This is a genomic window from Streptomyces sp. NBC_01622, assembly GCF_045209635.1.
Lineage (GTDB): Bacteria > Actinomycetota > Actinomycetes > Streptomycetales > Streptomycetaceae > Streptomyces.
Window position 1 is genome coordinate 4,342,293 of the sequence record NZ_CP109293.1, and the last position, 15,899, is coordinate 4,358,191.

General features: G+C 68.7%; 14 protein-coding genes. 5 read left to right on the forward strand and 9 right to left on the reverse strand.

From position 1 onward, the window contains the following. Nucleotides 1-2: 2 nt before the first annotated feature. The 5 genes from OH768_RS19460 to OH768_RS19480 form a co-directional block, all read right to left on the reverse strand. Entirely contained in the window at nt 3-764 is a 762-nt protein-coding gene (locus tag OH768_RS19460) for a VWA domain-containing protein (RefSeq protein WP_019072805.1), read from the reverse strand. A gap of 26 nt (nt 765-790) precedes the next feature. After that, nucleotides 791-1,699 carry a hypothetical protein gene (locus tag OH768_RS19465; protein ID WP_406455292.1) on the reverse strand — a complete coding sequence of 303 codons (909 nt, stop codon included), beginning with the start codon at nt 1,697-1,699 and terminating at the stop codon, nt 791-793. A gap of 80 nt (nt 1,700-1,779) precedes the next feature. Beyond that, nucleotides 1,780-2,241 (reverse strand): hypothetical protein, encoded by a 462-nt coding sequence (locus tag OH768_RS19470; protein ID WP_406455294.1) that lies wholly within the window; start codon nt 2,239-2,241, stop codon nt 1,780-1,782. Continuing rightward, nucleotides 2,228-3,211: a serine/threonine-protein kinase gene (locus OH768_RS19475; protein WP_406455296.1), complete on the reverse strand. Its 984-nt coding sequence runs from the start codon at nt 3,209-3,211 to the stop codon at nt 2,228-2,230. The genes OH768_RS19470 and OH768_RS19475 overlap by 14 nt, the downstream gene beginning before the upstream one ends. A 216-nt stretch (nt 3,212-3,427) precedes the next feature. After that, nucleotides 3,428-5,272: a phosphoenolpyruvate carboxykinase (GTP) gene (locus OH768_RS19480; RefSeq protein WP_406455298.1), complete on the reverse strand. Its 1,845-nt coding sequence runs from the start codon at nt 5,270-5,272 to the stop codon at nt 3,428-3,430. Between the two features lie 318 nt (nt 5,273-5,590). Between OH768_RS19480 and OH768_RS19485 the strand changes: the two genes are divergently transcribed. The 5 genes from OH768_RS19485 (at nt 5,591) to OH768_RS19505 (ending at nt 9,219) form a co-directional block, all read left to right on the forward strand. After that, nucleotides 5,591-6,304, forward strand: coding sequence for a hemolysin III family protein (locus OH768_RS19485; protein WP_406455300.1), 714 nt, complete (start codon nt 5,591-5,593; stop codon nt 6,302-6,304). Between the two features lie 113 nt (nt 6,305-6,417). Continuing rightward, a complete protein-coding gene (locus OH768_RS19490) occupies nt 6,418-7,998 on the forward strand; it encodes a DHA2 family efflux MFS transporter permease subunit (RefSeq protein WP_406455302.1) in 1,581 nt (526 codons plus the stop codon). Further along, on the forward strand, nt 7,995-8,627 hold the full coding sequence (locus OH768_RS19495) for a TetR/AcrR family transcriptional regulator (protein WP_406455304.1): 633 nt from the start codon (nt 7,995-7,997) through the stop codon (nt 8,625-8,627). Before OH768_RS19490 ends, OH768_RS19495 begins: the two co-directional genes overlap by 4 nt. A gap of 30 nt (nt 8,628-8,657) precedes the next feature. Further along, nucleotides 8,658-8,939, forward strand: coding sequence for a type II toxin-antitoxin system Phd/YefM family antitoxin (locus OH768_RS19500; protein WP_359602912.1), 282 nt, complete (start codon nt 8,658-8,660; stop codon nt 8,937-8,939). Nucleotides 8,940-8,943: 4 nt separating this feature from the next. After that, nucleotides 8,944-9,219: a type II toxin-antitoxin system RelE/ParE family toxin gene (locus OH768_RS19505; protein WP_406455306.1), complete on the forward strand. Its 276-nt coding sequence runs from the start codon at nt 8,944-8,946 to the stop codon at nt 9,217-9,219. Nucleotides 9,220-9,279: 60 nt separating this feature from the next. Here OH768_RS19505 and OH768_RS19510 read toward each other — a convergent pair whose 3' ends face one another. From OH768_RS19510 to OH768_RS19525, 4 genes are read right to left on the reverse strand one after another with little or no spacing between them, the layout of a single operon-like run. Continuing rightward, nucleotides 9,280-11,694: a galactose oxidase-like domain-containing protein gene (locus OH768_RS19510; RefSeq protein ID WP_406455308.1), complete on the reverse strand. Its 2,415-nt coding sequence runs from the start codon at nt 11,692-11,694 to the stop codon at nt 9,280-9,282. After that, nucleotides 11,691-12,881 (reverse strand): glycosyltransferase, encoded by a 1,191-nt coding sequence (locus OH768_RS19515; protein WP_406455310.1) that lies wholly within the window; start codon nt 12,879-12,881, stop codon nt 11,691-11,693. The genes OH768_RS19510 and OH768_RS19515 overlap by 4 nt, the downstream gene beginning before the upstream one ends. Further along, complete coding sequence (locus tag OH768_RS19520) at nt 12,878-14,524, reverse strand: ArnT family glycosyltransferase (RefSeq protein WP_406455312.1); 1,647 nt, start codon at nt 14,522-14,524, stop codon at nt 12,878-12,880. The genes OH768_RS19515 and OH768_RS19520 overlap by 4 nt, the downstream gene beginning before the upstream one ends. After that, nucleotides 14,521-15,789, reverse strand: a complete 1,269-nt coding sequence (locus OH768_RS19525) for a glycosyltransferase (protein ID WP_406455313.1) — start codon at nt 15,787-15,789, stop codon at nt 14,521-14,523. The genes OH768_RS19520 and OH768_RS19525 overlap by 4 nt, the downstream gene beginning before the upstream one ends. Nucleotides 15,790-15,899: the final 110 nt, after the last annotated feature.

Genomic DNA, 15,899 nt, shown 5'->3' on the forward strand with positions numbered 1-15,899 from the left:
GCTCAGCTCTCCCAGGCCGGGCGCTGGGTCTTGAACTGGCTGAAGATCTTCTCGAAGACCTCGTCGCCCGCGCCCTTCTGCTCGGCGTTCGCACTCGCCGACATCATCTGGAGCAGCTCGCGGAACGGGAAGCCCTGGATGCGCGCGTTGAACTTCGGCGCGAACGCCTGCAGCACCTGCTCGCCGCGGTCGGTGATGCCGCCGACGCCGATCGCGTAGAGCCGGAAGCGGCGGGCCTGTTGCTCCTCGGCGAGGACGGGCAGCAGCCGGTGCCAGGAGTCGGTCATATGGCCGGTGCCGTCGGTGGGGAGGCCGTCGGTGACCAGGCAGATCTGCGGGCGGTAGTACTGGAGTCCGGAGGCGCGCAGCTCCGCCTTGCGGGCCGCGACGACCTGCATGGCCAGCTCCAGCGCCTCCGTCATCAGGGTCACGCCGGACGCGGTGAAGCGGGGTGCCTGGAAGGCGTGCGCGGGCACGAAGGGGCTCATCGGGGTGCGCGGGTCGAGCAGTTGGGGTCCGCGCCAGGCGCCCACGCCCCGGCCGCCGAAGGTGATCACGGCGACCTCGACGCTGTAGCTGAGGGAGACGTCGTCGTGGAGTTCGCGGGTCCAGTCCGCGAGCGCGTCGTTGAGGGTCTGGATCGGCGCCCCCGCCATGGAACTCGACGTGTCGAGGCACAGCACCAGCGGCAGCCGTTGCGCGTTGTTCTCGAACTCGATGTCGGCGTACTCCGCCGGCAGCGTGGGCGGATATTCGCTGTGCATGACTTCTCCTGGCGGTAGTACGAGGGTCACGAGCTGCCGCGGGCGTGATGCCGGGCGGCGGGCGGGAAGGCGTACAGGACGTCGGAGTCGGGTTCGCGGGCGTCGGTGACCTCGACGTGCGCGCCGGGCTCGGGCGGGGTGCGGTCCGGTTCGGCCCACACCGCCCGGTACAGGACGTGGTCGAGTTCGACGTAGCCCTGTGGGTGAAGTGCCGTACGGACGACGGCCGTTCGGGACGGGCCGGTGCGGGGGCCGACCCGGCGGCCGGGGGACGGTGGCGGTGCGGGGGCGGGCGGGACGGGCCGGAGTCTGGCGGTGGTCTCCGCGGGTTCCGGGCCCACGTCCGCCGCGGCCGCGGCTGTGGCCGGGGCGCGGGAGCGGCGGACGGCGAGGAGGAGGCCGAGCAGCAGCAGGAGGAGTACGGCGGTCAGGGCGATGAAGAGGAGACGCAGGTGGTCCGTGGACTTGTGCGCGCCGAGTTCGGTGACGCCCAGCTTCTTGTCGATCAGTTGGCCGCCGGTGAGCGAGGACTTCCTGAGCAGCGTGCACAAGTCGCTTGTGCAGGTGCCGAGTTCGTTCAGCGTCCTGGTGTCCAGCCGGTCGATCCGGGCGTCCCGGTCGACGACTGCGTGGCCGGCCAGGACGATCAGCGCGGTGCCGCCCTGGCCGGTGCGCACGTCGGCCGGTACCTCCACCCGAAGGTTCTTGAGGTCCCGGCGGACGGTGGTCTGGTCGACCTTCCGACCGGCGTCGAAGGCCAGGGGCTTGTTCAGCGTGACCGTGACCTCGGCCCCGTCGTCGAGCGCGTCCTGCCAGCAGCCCAGTCGTGTCGGAAAGTTCCTGCCGCAGTCCGCGCCGGCGGCAGCCGCGGGCCCCGCCGGAATCACCGCGATCAACAAGCCGAACAGCAAGGCAGTGAACAACGTACGTCTCATGACGACCCCCCGTTGGCGCCCATAGTGGAGGCAACAGGGCCGTGGCCGAAAGGGGTTGAGTGAGAATGCTCAATTCATTTCTACAGCTGGAAAACCTGATGGCAGCGGGTGAACATCTCTCGCGCCCGTTCCACCCAATCACTGGCCAGAACATCGAAGTCGGCCTGCGAGATCCGGCAGGTCAGCGGGAGGTCGCAGACCCCGGCGAGACACGGTCCGGGTCCGCGTACGTCCCACACCGACAGCATGGGATTCAGCTGTTCGGTGTTCCACGCGTTGGACGCGGCGGCGGCGATCGCCAATTGATCCTTGCGCAGAGAATGACCGTCGGTGACAAAGGCGACGAGAAGTCTTTTCGTGGTCATGAAACGCACGGTGAGCGTGCGCCCCGATCCCTCTAGATCGAATTGCAGGGAGAGGGAATCGACCTCGCTCTCGACGTGGTAATTCCGGCGGGCGCCCCAGGTGTGCGTCAACTGCCGCCAGGACGAGGCGATGTCGTAGTCCCGGCCGGGCGGGATCGAGGCCTCAGGCGTCGCCACGGACCACCGCCCGCGTGACCATGTCGTCGGTGAGGCCCGCGTCCAGCAGGGCCTGCGCGTGCAGCAGCAGACAGGACGGCACCGGCAGACTCGTACCGCCCCCGCGCCGGGCCGCCAGCTCACTGCGGCGGACCTCGATCGTGCGGGCCACGGCCGGCGGCGGCCAGACCGCGGTGCGCGGCTGCGCCAGCAACTCCCCCAGCAGGACGTCCAGTCGGGGCCGGTCCGCGGGCCGCTTGGCCAGACACCGCGCGAGCAGCGGCCGCAGCCCCGCCGGTACGCCGTCCAGGTCGGGTTCGCGGTGCACCACCCGCAGGCTCACCGCCTCGCCCGAGCCGAACGGCGGACGGCCGGTCAGCGCGTAGACGAGGACACCGCCGAGGGAGAACACATCGGTGGGCGGGCCGACCGGCGCCGCCGTCATCTGCTCCGGCGACATGAACGGCGGGGTGCCCACCACGATTCCGGCCTGGGTGAGGCTCGGGGCGCCCTCGACGCGGGAGATGCCGAAGTCGATGACGCGGGGGCCGTCCGAGGCGAGCAGCACGTTGGCCGGCTTGAGGTCGCGGTGGACCAGGTTGGCCGCGTGGATCGCCTGCAGCGCCTCGACGAGGAACGCGCCGAGCCTGCGGACCTGGGCCTCGGGCAGCGGTCCGTCGGCGCGGACGGCCTCGGCGAGGGAGGGCCCGGGCACGTACATCGTTGCCAGCCAGGGGAGTTCGGCCTCGGTGTCCGCGTCGACGACGGCGGCCGTGTAGGCACCGCTGACCAGCCGGGCGGCGGCGACCTCGCGGGCGAAGCGCTCGCGGAACTCCGACTCCGCGGCCAGTTCGGGCCGTACGACCTTCACCGCCACCTCGCGGCCGGCCGGGGAACGGCCGAGATACACCCATCCCATACCGCCGGAGCCGAGCCGCCCGGCGATCCGGTAGGGCCCCACGCTCAGCGGATCGCTGACCGGAGTGCGCACCCCGCTCACCTCACTTCGGGGTTCGTTGCAGGTTGTCCCGAGTGTCCCCCGAAATACCGGTCTGGGCAGAGGTGATGGGAGAAATAGCGGCCAACGGGTAAGGGCCCGCACGCCGTTGTGCGGGCCCCTGCCCGTTGTGCCGTCACCGCGGCCGGCCGTGACGATCTGCTGGTCAGGGCACATTCGGTGTAACCGGCCGCGGAGCCTTACGAGGGACTAGCCCAGGCGCTCCACCAGCGCGCGGTACTCGTCCCACAGTTCCTTCGGGGTGTGGTCGCCGAAGGTGTTGAGGTGGTCGGGGACCAGGGCCGCTTCCTCGCGCCACACGTCCTTGTCGACGGTGAGCAGGAAGTCGAGGTCCGCCTCGGACAGGTCGAGGCCCTTGGTGTCGAGGGCGCCCTTGGCCGGCAGCACGCCGATCGGGGTCTCGACGCCCTCGGCGCGGCCGTCGAGACGGTCCACGATCCACTTCAGGACACGGCTGTTCTCGCCGAAGCCGGGCCACACGAACTTGCCCGCGTCGTTCTTGCGGAACCAGTTCACGTAGTAGATCTTCGGCAGCTTCGCCTGGTCGCGGCCCTTGGCCACATCGACCCAGTGGCCCATGTAGTCACCCATGTTGTAGCCGCAGAACGGCAGCATGGCGAAGGGGTCACGGCGCAGCTCGCCGACCTTGCCCTCGGCGGCGGCGGTCTTCTCGGAGGCCACGTTGGCGCCGAGGAAGACGCCGTGGTTCCAGTCGAAGGACTCCGTCACCAGTGGTACGGCGGTGGCGCGCCGGCCGCCGAACAGGATCGCCGAGATCGGCACGCCCTTGGGGTCCTCCCACTCGGGCGCGATGATCGGGCACTGCGAAGCCGGCACCGTGAAGCGGGCGTTGGGGTGCGCGGCGGGCGAAGTGGACTCCGGCGTCCAGGAGTTGCCCTTCCAGTCGGTGAGGTGGGCCGGAGTCTCCTCCGTCATGCCCTCCCACCAGATGTCGTTGTCGTCGGTCAACGCCACGTTGGTGAAGACGGAGTTGCCCCACAGCGTCTTCATCGCGTTGGCGTTGGTGTGCTCACCGGTACCGGGCGCGACGCCGAAGAAACCGGCCTCGGGGTTGATCGCGTAGAGCCGGCCGTCCTCCCCGAACCGCATCCAGGCGATGTCGTCACCGATGGTCTCGACGGTCCAGCCGGAGACGGTGGGCTCCAGCATGGCGAGGTTGGTCTTGCCGCAGGCCGAAGGGAAGGCCGCCGCCACGTACTTGGACTCCCCCTGCGGCGGGGTGAGTTTGAGGATCAGCATGTGCTCGGCGAGCCAGCCCTCGTCCCGCGCCATCACGGAGGCGATGCGCAGGGCGTAGCACTTCTTGCCGAGCAGCGCGTTGCCGCCGTAGCCGGAGCCGTAGGACCAGATCTCGCGGCTCTCGGGGAAGTGCGAGATGTACTTGGTGGAGTTGCACGGCCACGGCACGTCCGCCTCGCCCTCGGCCAGCGGTGCTCCGAGCGTGTGCACGGCACGCACGAAGAAGCCGTCGGTTCCGAGTTCGTCGAGGACGGGCTGTCCCATGCGGGTCATGGTGCGCATGGAGACGGCGACGTAGGCGGAGTCGGTGATCTCGACGCCGATCGCGGAGAGGTCCGAGCCGAGGGGGCCCATGCAGAACGGGACGACGTACATCGTCCGGCCCTTCATGGAGCCGCGGAAGATGCCCTTTTCTCCCGCGGAACCGTTTCCTTCTCCCGTAAAGATGGCCCGCATTTCCGCGGGAGCCTTCCAGTGGTTGGTCGGCCCCGCGTCCTGCTCCTGCTCGGAGCAGATGAACGTCCTGTCCTCGACCCGGGCGACATCGGTCGGGTCGGAGGCGGCGTAGTAGGAGTTGGGGCGCTTGATCGGGTCGAGCTTCTTGAAGGTGCCCTTTCGGACGAGCTCCTCGCTCAGCCGCTCGTACTCCGCTTCGGATCCGTCACACCAGACCACGCTGTCCGGCTGGGTCAGTTCTGCGATCTCGTTCACCCACGAGACCAGTTCTTTGTGCTGGGTGGGGATGACGGGGGGAGCCGCGATGTCGCGCGCCACGATTGCTCCTATGGTGAGGGATTTTGTCCTTGTTGCCCCATGGGGGCCGCGACCCGGATGCTTCACGATGGTCGATCTTGGCGCTCATCCGGTGCCGACCGCACTCATTTGATCATCCGACTAGTCCGCCCATCTGTCCAGAGGGCCTCACAGACGAGCGACGTGAGGATCGCCACGTATCGAGATGTTTTCCGTGCGTCACAGTCGCTTCACCCCGGGTACCCGCACGTCGGCTACGGATGAGAGAGTGGCCACTTCCAGCCCCTCATCCCGCCGCACTGACACGTAACTTACGGTTCCGTAGGTACGCTTGCGCGTATGACTGCGTCCGTCCCCGACGCGCCCACGGACACGCCGATCGCCGGCCACGGTCCCTCCGCGCTCTCCCTCCCCGACCATGTGAAGCCGAAGCTGCGCGGCTGGCTGCACCTCGGCATGTTCCCGGCCGTTCTCATCTCCGGTCTGGTGCTCACCGCTCTCGCCGACTCGGCCCGGGGCCGTATCGCCTGCGGGATCTTCGCCCTGACGGCCTGCCTGCTCTTCGGGGTCAGCGCGCTGTACCACCGGGGCAACTGGAGCCCGCGCATGGACGGCATCCTGCGCAGACTCGACCACGCCAACATCTTCCTGATCATCGCGGGCACCTACACACCCCTGACGATGCTGCTGCTCCCGGGCGCCAAGGGCGAGTGGCTGCTGTGGGGCATCTGGGGCGCGGCCCTGGCGGGCATCGCCTTCCGGGTCTTCTGGGTCGGCGCCCCGCGCTGGCTCTACACCCCCTGCTACATCGCGATGGGCTGGGCGGCCGTCTTCTTCCTGCCGGACTTCATGCGCACCGGCGGCATCGCCGTCCTGGTCCTGGTCGTCGTAGGCGGACTGCTCTACAGCGCGGGCGGCGTGATCTACGGCATAAAGCGCCCGAACCCGTCACCGCGCTGGTTCGGCTTCCACGAGGTCTTCCACTCCCTGACGGTGGCGGCCTTCCTCGTGCACTACGTGGGGATCTCCCTGGTGGCGTACCAGCACGGGTAGCGCCTGAGACACCTCCTGTTCATGGCCACGGCTCACAAGCCGTGGCCATTTTTCATGCCTTGAGAGTCCATCCCCATTGACATCAGCCACCTTTTGACAGTTACTCTCATTTCATGGCTACTGTCACTGTCCCGCAGAACAACGAAGTGCGGCGCGATCCGCGCCGCTGGTGGGCCCTCGGGGCCCTGGTCGCGAGCATGCTCACGCTCGGCTTCGACACGACGATCCTCAACGTCGCCCTGCCCACGATGGCGGGCGACCTCGGCGCCACCACCGGCCAGCAGCAGTGGATGGCGGACTCCTACGTCATCGTCTTCGCGGCCCTGATGCTCCCCGCCGGACTCCTCGGCGACCGCTTCGGACGGCGCCGGATGCTGATCGTGGGGCTGGGGATCTTCCTCGCCGGTTCCGTGGCCGGCGTCATGGCGAACGATGTGAACTGGGTCATCGCCGCCCGCACGGTGATGGGCGTCGGCGCGGCCCTGATCACCCCGCTCGCCCTGTCCGTGCTGCCCTCGCTCTTCGGCCCCGACGAGCGGACCAAGGCCGTCGGCATCATCTCCGCGGCCTCCTCGCTCGGCCTGCCGCTCGGCCCGATCATCGGCGGCTGGCTGCTCAACCACTTCTGGTGGGGCTCGGTCTTCCTGGTCAACATCCCGATGGCCGGGATCGGCATCGCCGCCTGCGTCTTCCTGCTCCCCGAGACCCGCGACCCCGCCTCCCCCAAGGTCGACGCCCTCTCCACCGCGTTCACCGCGGCCGGCCTCGGCGCCCTCATCTACGCCATCATCGAGGCGCCCAGCCGCGGCTGGGGCGACCCGCTGATCGTGGGCATGCTCATCGGCGCCGCCGTTCTGATCGCCGCCCTGGTGCTGCGCGAACGGCGCATGGAACGGCCCATGCTCGACATGGAACTGCTCGCGCACCGCGGCTTCCTCTTCAACACCATGGCCGCGACCCTCGTGATGTTCGTCCTGTCCGGCCTGCTGTTCGTGCTGCCGCAGTACCTCCAGGCGGTCCTCGGCAACGACGCGCTGGGCACGGGCGTCCGCCTGCTGCCCATGATGGGCGGCCTGATCATCGCGGCCCGCGCCGCGCAACCGCTCGTCGCCAAGTTCGGCTCCCGTGCCGTGGTCACCGCGGGCCTGGTGGTCCTCGCCTTCGCCGCGGTGCTCGGCAGCCGTACGACGGTCGACTCCGGGTACGGCTTCACCGCGCTGTGGCTGTCCGTCACCGGCTTCGGCTTCGGCTTCTCGATCGTCCCCGCGATGGACGGCGCCCTCGGCGCGCTGCCCCGCGACCGGGCCGGCAGCGGCGCCGGGCTCCTGATGACCATGCGCCAGGTCGGCGCCGCGATCGGCATCGCCCTGCTGGGCAGTCTGCTCGCGAGCACCTTCCGGGACCGCCTCGACGTCACCGGCCTGCCCGCGAAGGCGGCCGACACGGCCGGGGAGTCCGTGGTCGCGGCTCACATCGTCGGACGGCGGACCGGCTCGGCGGACCTGATCGCCTCGGCGAACAGCGCATACGTCCACGGGATGGGCCTGGTCCTGCTGGTGTGCGGCGCCGCGGCCCTCGTCACCGCCCTGCTGGCGGCGGCGTTCCTGCCGAACACCCCGGCCGCGCCCGCGGCGAAGGAGGAGGAAGACCCCGCCACAGCCGTGGCCGTCGCCCTGGCGGATGCCGGACAATGAACACCATGACGGCCGCACCCTCCCCCTTCAGCCCCGCCGACCGCCCCCAGCTGGGACTCCGCGAGCGCAAGAAGATCAAGACCCGCGAAGCGATCCGCACCGCGACGTACGCGCTCGTCAAGGAGCAGGGCTACGACGCGACCACGATCGAGCAGATCGCCGAGCGCGCCGAGGTGTCGCCGTCGACCGTCTTCCGCTACTTCCCGACCAAGGAAGACATCGTCATCACGGACGAGTTCGACCCGATCATCATGGACGAACTCCGGGCCCGCCCGGCCGACGAACCCTGGATGGTCACCCTCCGCTACGTGATCCAGAAGGCCATCAAGTACGGCATGAAGGAGGACGAGGAGACCTCCCGCCTCCGCACCCACCTCATGGTCCAGGTCCCGGCGGTGCGCTCCCGCATGATGGAGAGCATGTCGGTCACCGGCAACATGCTCTGCGAGGCCATCGCCACCCGCACCGGCCGGGACCCGGAGAGCCTGGAGGTCCGCGTCTACGCCATGTCCCTCGTCGGCGGCCTGATGGAAACGTCCCTGTACTGGGCGGAGAACGGCCACCGCGACGACTTCTCGGGGCTGGTCGACCGCACGATGGATGTACTGGAGCACGGGCTCTCCGAGTGAGCCTAGATGTACATCTGATACATTCATGACATGAGCGAGCCGGTGATTGAACCCATGGCCGACGTCCGCAAACACCTGGCGGATGTCATCGACCGCGCCCGTCGTGACGAGACCCCGACGATCATCACCCGGCGTGGCAAGCAGGAGGCGGTGGTCATCGACATCGACGAGTACCGGCGGCTGCGCGAACTCGAAGAGCAGGCCGAGGATTCCTGGCTGAACCGCCTGGCGGACGAGGCCGAGGCCGAGGGGCGCGACGGCTCTGTCTCCCTTGAGGAGATGGCCGCCCTGCTCCGCTCCCACCACGCCTGATCCGATGGGATACGTCACCCGATTCACGCCGCCCGCCCAGCGGGACCTGCTCAAGATTCCCCGGACCGACGCCCTGCGCATCCTCCACCGGCTCACGGAGTTGCAGAGAGCCCTCGACGCGAACGACACCTCGGCCCTCGACATCAAGGCCCTCCAGGGGCACAACGCCCGCTGGCGCCTGCGCGTCGGAGACTTCCGCGTCGTGTACACCGTCGAGGACGGCCAACTTGTCGTGTGGGTACTGTCCGCCGGCCATCGCCGCGTCTATCGAAACCTGTGAACCCGGCGAGGGCGCACACCCCCAACAGGGTGGAGCCCTCGCCGAGTTCGTAGGCGACCGCTACCCCTTCTTCTTTACGGTCTTCACGTCACCCTTCCCGCAGGCCACCCCGTCCTTGTTCGGGTCGAGCCGCAGCGGATCGTCCTTGCCGTTGACCTTCAGGCGGCCGTAGGAGTTCTGCTGGAGCCAGGAACAGCGGGCCGCGGTCGTCGACTTGACCTCGGGCGGGAAGACCGTGGGCACGCAGACGTTGATCGTGCCGTAGTGGCGGTCGCAGCCGGAGATGGTCGCGGAGACCTTCTGCGAGGTCCGCTTCTTGCCGGGCTCGGTGACCTTGCCGGTCAGGGAGTCGGCGAAGGAGTGGACGTGGGCCGAGGCCGTGTCCGTCGTCAGGGCCGAAGGGCCTTGCAGGTGGACCCACTTGGCGACTGACGGAACGCCGTTGGCGTCGACCGCGAAGAGCATGTACCAGCCAGGCGGCGCCAGGCTGGGGTTGCTCGTCACGTTCAGGTCGACCGTGTTGCCGTTCACGGAGAGCGGCAGGTCCACGAACCGCTGGTTGGGGTCCGAGGAGTGTGTGACCGCCGCCGGGCGGATCAACTCCGCCTTGGCGATGGGCCGGTCGACGGTGATCGTCTGGGTGTCGCCGTACTCCCACTCGTTGTCGATCACCGAAGTGATCGTCGGCCGCGTGCCCTTGAGGAGATACGGCGGGGTGTAGATCGAGACGTTGTGGTTCCAGGTGCCATTGCCCGGGTTGTCACCGGTCGACATCACCCGGCCGTCCGGCAGCAGGAACGACGAGGAGTGGTAGCCGCGGGCCTCGGGGTCGGCGGCCACCGGGTCGAACGTCGTCGTCGCCGGATCGAAGATCGACGCCTCGTACACCGGGTTGGCCCTGTTGTGCAGCGCGCCGCCCGTCTCCAGCACCGTGCCGTCCGGCAGCAGTACGGCCGACACGTACATCTTGCCCTGCGCGCCGCTCTCGGCCACCGGACCGTTCCCCAAGTCGACCGTCCCCTGCGGGATCTGGGGGCCGACCGTGTAGGTCGGGCTGGCCGCCTTGAGGTCGATGATGTCGGTCAGCCGGTTGGCGTCCGGGTTGGAGTCGATGTTGCCGCCGCCGATGGTGAGGACCTTCTGGTCCTGCGCCGGAGGCAGCAACACGCTTGCCGACTGGTCGCGTTGGTCCTTGTTCTGGAGCCCCGGGACCGACGTGATCGTGTTCGCGTTGTAGTCGTAGATCGCCGAGCCCGTCCCCTGGATGTTGTTCCCGAAGACATGGCTGCCCGTGTAGAAGAGCCGGCCGTCCTGCATCAGGACCATCGACGGGTACAGCCCCCAGTACGACCAGGTCTGGTTGACCTGCGACAACGGCAGCCACTTCTGCTGCGCGTCCGACCAGTACTCGGCCGTCACCGACCCCGTCGAGTCCTCCCGCAGCCCGCCGAAGGAGACGACGTCACCGTTGCCCAGCTCGGTCGCCGACGGGTACCAGTGGCCGTCGTTGAGGTCGTTCGTCTTGCTGTATGTCTCGGTCGCCGGGTCGAAGATGTACGAGTCCTTGTAGCCCTCGTACCCGTGCCCGCCCACGACCGGGAACGCCTTGTTGCCGCTCAGCACCAGCACCCGGCCGTCCTGCAGCTGGATGTGCCCCGAGCAGAACATGTCCTTCGGGGTCGGAATCACCTTGTACGTCCCCGCGACCGGGTCGTACACCGCACTCGTGAACGTCCCCGCGTCGAACTGCTCCTCGCTGTTCCCGGAGCCCGCGATCAGCAGCACCTTGCCGTTGTCGAGCACGACGGAGTGCATCGAGCGGACGGGGTTCTGCGTCGGGAGCACGTCCCAACGCCCGTTCGCGCACTGCTCCGCGGTCGCCGTGCAGGTCGCGGGCGGGAGCGTGTCGGGGACCTGGTCCATCGTGTAGTCGTCGGTGGTCGCGGACCCGGTGCCGTAGACGGAGACACCCCAGGTGATCCGGTCGGTCCCGGCCGGGACTTCCGGCGTACGGACGCTCGCCTGGGTCCAACTGCCCTGCATCTCCAGGGTCTTGAGGTCCGTCCAGTACTGCCAGCCGGCGGTGGTGTCATGCCGGAAGAGGGTGATGTTCGCATCCGGCGTGGTCGTCCTGTACCAGAGTCCGAGGTCGTACTGCTTGCCCGCCGTCACCACCGGCGCGCACCCCGTCGACTCGGTGATCAGCGCCTTCCGGTCACCGTTCACCCGCCGCGTCACGGTGACCTTCATGGCCTTCGAACCGGAGTGCGCGTCCGAAGTCGTGGTGAAATCAAAGTCGTTGTCGCCCCAGCCGGACTTCTCCCAGCAGTACGGCATCCCGTCACCGCCCGCCGTCTCGAAGCCCGGGTTGAGGACGAGGTTCGCGGCCTCGGCGGACTGCGGCGAGGTCAGCAGCAGTCCGACGGTCAGCGTTCCCACCCCGAGGAACGCGGTTCTTCTGCGGTACTTGTTCACACGGCTCTCCTTGCGGCTGTACGACTCCCTTTGCGGCGCGGGAGGTAGACCAGTGCCTCGGTTCCGACAAAGCGCAGGACGAACGTCATGACCAGCGCGAACGCGGTCGCCGACACCGCGCCCATGCCGAACTTGTGGACGAACAGGGCGATCAGCGGGATGCGCAGCACCAGGTCGGCGTTGGCGAGCAGCGCGAACCGGCCCGCCCGGTCCCACCAGTTGCGGTGCATCCGGCGGTCGCGGAACAACAGGTGCTCGATGAGCAGGAAGTTCCAGGCCACGCCGAGCTGGTTGGCGAGGATCTCGGCGGGGACGTAGTGCATGCCCGACTTGGTCAGCGCCCACAGGCCGACCAGGTTCGGCAGGAAGCCGGTGGCGCCGATCAGGCCGAAGACCAGCATGCGGGCGACCGGCGAGGCGGTGCGCAGGCCGAGCAGATGGCGCAGGAAGCGAAAGCCTTCCCGCGCGGTCGACTTGGACTCGCCGGCGAAGCGGTCCTGGAAGACGAACGGCACCTCGGTGACCGTGGGCGGACGGCTGCGGACGGCGAGTTCGAGCAGGATCTTGTAGCCGAGCGGCTTGAGCGCCTCCGCAGTCACCGCGCTGCGGCGGATCGCGAAAAAGCCGCTCATCGGGTCGCTGATGCCCCGCAGTCTGCGCGGGAAGAGACCCTTGGTCAGCCAGGTCGCCCCACGGGAGACGGCGATGCGGTAGCCGCCGGCCAGTCCCTCGCGGCTGCCGCCCTTGATGTACCGGGAGGCGACGACGAGCCCGGCGTGCGCCCGCTCGCCCGTACCCACCAACTCCGGTACCAGGGACGGCGGATGCTGCAGATCGCCGTCCATGACGACGATCCAGTCCGACGACGCCCTCCTCATCCCCTCGACGACCGCGCCCCCCAGCCCGCCGACCGGTTCCTCCCGGTGCAGCACGGTCACCGGGAACGGGCAGTCCCGCGCGGCCTCGGAGATCACCTCGGGGGTGTCGTCGGTGGAGTCGTCGACGAAGACGACCTCGCAGGGCAGCCGGGTGGGCACGGACTCGGTGATCCGGTGCAGCAACTCCCGTATGTTCGCGGACTCGTTGAAGGTCGGTACGACGATGGTGACGGCACCCGGCTCGGCTATTTCCGCCGCGCGTACCGCGGGCTCGCCCAACTCCCCGGGGACTGTGGACTCTTGGCTCATCGCTGGGCTCCCACGGTCTCGGACTGGATCTGCCGGATCTCGATGCGGTCGTCGCCGGTGCCGAAGGTGGCGACCGGTGCGGAGTGCTCGATCGCCGCCTTGACGTTGGGCAGGTCGACCGCGTCGCGCCGTACCGTCGGGGAGGCCACCACGTAGTCGATGTCCCGCCAGCCGTGCGGCAGCGTCTTGGTGACGGCGGGGTCGAGGTCGGCCTTGTAGAACCAGATGGCCCCGAGCCCGGGCCGGTACCCGGCGTGCACCAGGTCCAGCCAGAGCGCGTCGTCGACGAGGACCCGGGTGTCCTTCGGGTCCTTCACCTCGGTGGACAGCCACTTGGAGGCTGCCCGGTAGGGGGCGTTGGCATCCGCGGTCACGGCGGTGCGGTCGCCGTCGTACCAGTGCGGTACGACGTAGGCGCCGGCGGCGAGCGCGAGGACGGCGGCGAGGGCGTACCGGCCGCCGGTGACGTACCGCTTCTCGCCCTCGCGCCGCCGTCTGCGCAGTACCGCGTGGGCGACCGAGGCGGTGCCACCGGCGAGGACCAGGGCGAGGAAGGGCAGCGCGCCGATGACGTACATGGCGGGCAGATAGCCGCCCGGGCGCAGGGCTACGGCGGCCAGGATCGCCACGGTCAGCGCCGGTCCGGCGAGCGAGCGGGCGGTGACCGACCAGCGCCAGGTGACCAGGAGCAGGAGCGCCCCGGCGAGGCCGCCCAGTGGCAGCACACGGTCGTAGTAGAGCCACGAGTGGAGGACACCGTAGGAGCCGGTCCCCCGGTCGAGGATGAAGCCCGAACCGGGCCTGGTCATCTGGTACTTGAGGCCGTCCCAGAGGGAGACATGGCCGCTGCCGGGCAGCAACTCGCCCTTGAGCAGGGCGAAGAGGGGGTACGCGAAGCCGATCAGGACGCAGGCGGTGATGGCGCCGGTGAGCGCGAATTTTCTGGTGTCGCGGTGTCCGTGCCGCCACATGGTGACCACCAGCGCGGGCAGGACGATCACCATCGTCTCCTTGGTGAGGACCGAGGCCGCGGCTGCCAGACCCGCCCCGAAGTGGTGCCAGAGATGGCGACTTGGGGACGCGGCCAGGCAGAAGGCGAGCAGCATCCACATCACGGCGATGTTGTCGAGGAAGATCTCCCGCTGGAGGATCACGGACAGCGGGGACAGCCCGAAGAGGACCATGCCGAGGCCGGCCGCCCAGCCGGGCAGAGACAGACGTCGGGCGAGGACGTAGACGAGGACCGCGCTGATCGCGCTGATCACCAGCATCGCCAGGCGCATGGTGCCGACGGTCATCGAGCCGGGGCTGAAGTGCGCGGGGATCCAGGTGAGCAGGGCGATCTGGATCCAGCCGAGCGGCGGGTGGTCGTACCAGTAGGTGTAGTGGGCGAGGCCGGTGCCCTGCTGGACGGCCCAGGCCTGGGCGAGGTAGGTGCCCTCGTCGTCGCTGAGCGTCGGGTAGTCGGCGATGTTCCAGCCCTGCACGACGAGGATCGCGGTGAGGAGCAGGCCGCAGAGGAGGAGGTCGGGGTGGGAGGAACGGAGTCTTGAGGGTGCCGTTCGACCTGTCGAACCGGTTTCAGGCGCAGGCTGCCGCTGCGCGGGGACCGTGGTGGTCGCCGCGGGAAGGGTGGAAGTCACGCAGGAACGTCCTCTCGGATCACTGCGGGTTCGGTGAGGTGCGCGCCGACATGGGAGGTCAACTCCCAGTCGTTTCGGCCACGTTGCTCACGCCACACTGCGCGGATCGCGGCTCCGGCCAGGAGAACCTGGTAGAAGGGGCCGCCCACGACGAGCTTCAGATAGTGGACGGCGCGGACACGGAGTCCGTACTGCTTGCCGAAGTCGTGCAGTCCGACGACCTCGAAGACGAAGGTGACCGCGGCGGTGACCAGCGGCAGGAAGGTGAGGAAGGCGATGCCGACCGGCACGTCCAGGAAGAGCGCGACCGCCGCGTTCAGCGGGATGATGACCCCGGAGAAGGCCTGCAGGAAGGGCGTCATCAGCGTGTAGCGGGCGAGCAACCGCTGCCCGAATCCCGGGAGTTGCTTCCAGTCCCTCTTCCGGTAGACCTGAAGGAAGCCCTGGTTCCAGCGAGTTCGCTGCTTGAGCAACGACATCAGCGAGCCCGGGGTCTCCTCCCGGGTCACCATGTCGGAGTCGTAGGCGACGACGACCTTCTTGCCGACACTGGACAGCCGCACGCCCAGGTCGCAGTCCTCGGCAAGGCAGTTGGGGTCCCAGCCGTCGGCCTCCCGCAGGGTGTCGGTCCGTACGAACACGGTGTTGCCGCCCAGCGGGATGAACCCCTTCTGCGCGTGCAGATGCAGCCGGGACCGGAACCAGAAGAAGTACTCCAGGCAGTTGCGCAGGCTGTACCAGCTGGAGTGGAAGTTGATGAGTTGCACCCCGCCCTGCACGACGTCCGCGCCGGTGGTGCGGAACGCGTGGTCGACATGGGCGAGCAGCTCCGGATGGACCTGGTCCTCGGCGTCGAAGACCCCGACGACATCGCCGCGGCAGTGCGGCAGCGCCGTGTTCATGGCCTTCGGCTTGTTCTTCTTCTCGTGCGTGTCGACGACGACCCGTACGCGCGGGTCGCGTTCGGCGGCACTGTCGGCCACCGCCGCGGTCTCGGGGTCGTCGTGCCCCACGATCACGATGATCTCGAAGTCGGTGTGGGTGGACTCCAGCAGCCGCTGGATGGTGTGGTCCAGCACGGCCTGTTCGTGCCGGGCCGGCAGCAGCAACGAGAACGAGACGTGCTCGTCCCCGTCCGGGCTGCTGAAGCGGGTGGAGGCGAGCACTTCGGGCGTACGCCACGCGTGCATCTGCCACCACAGAGTGAAGGCCGCCATCCAGAACAGGGCAAGCGAAACAGCAGCGACGAATACGGACGTCAGCACAGCAGATCCCCCCAGATCCCAATACCCCCGGCGCGACGGGGAGTTACCTCCGTCGCGTCACGGGGCCGAGACTATGGGCGACCTGTGAAGTGGACAGGTGATTTCGGTGA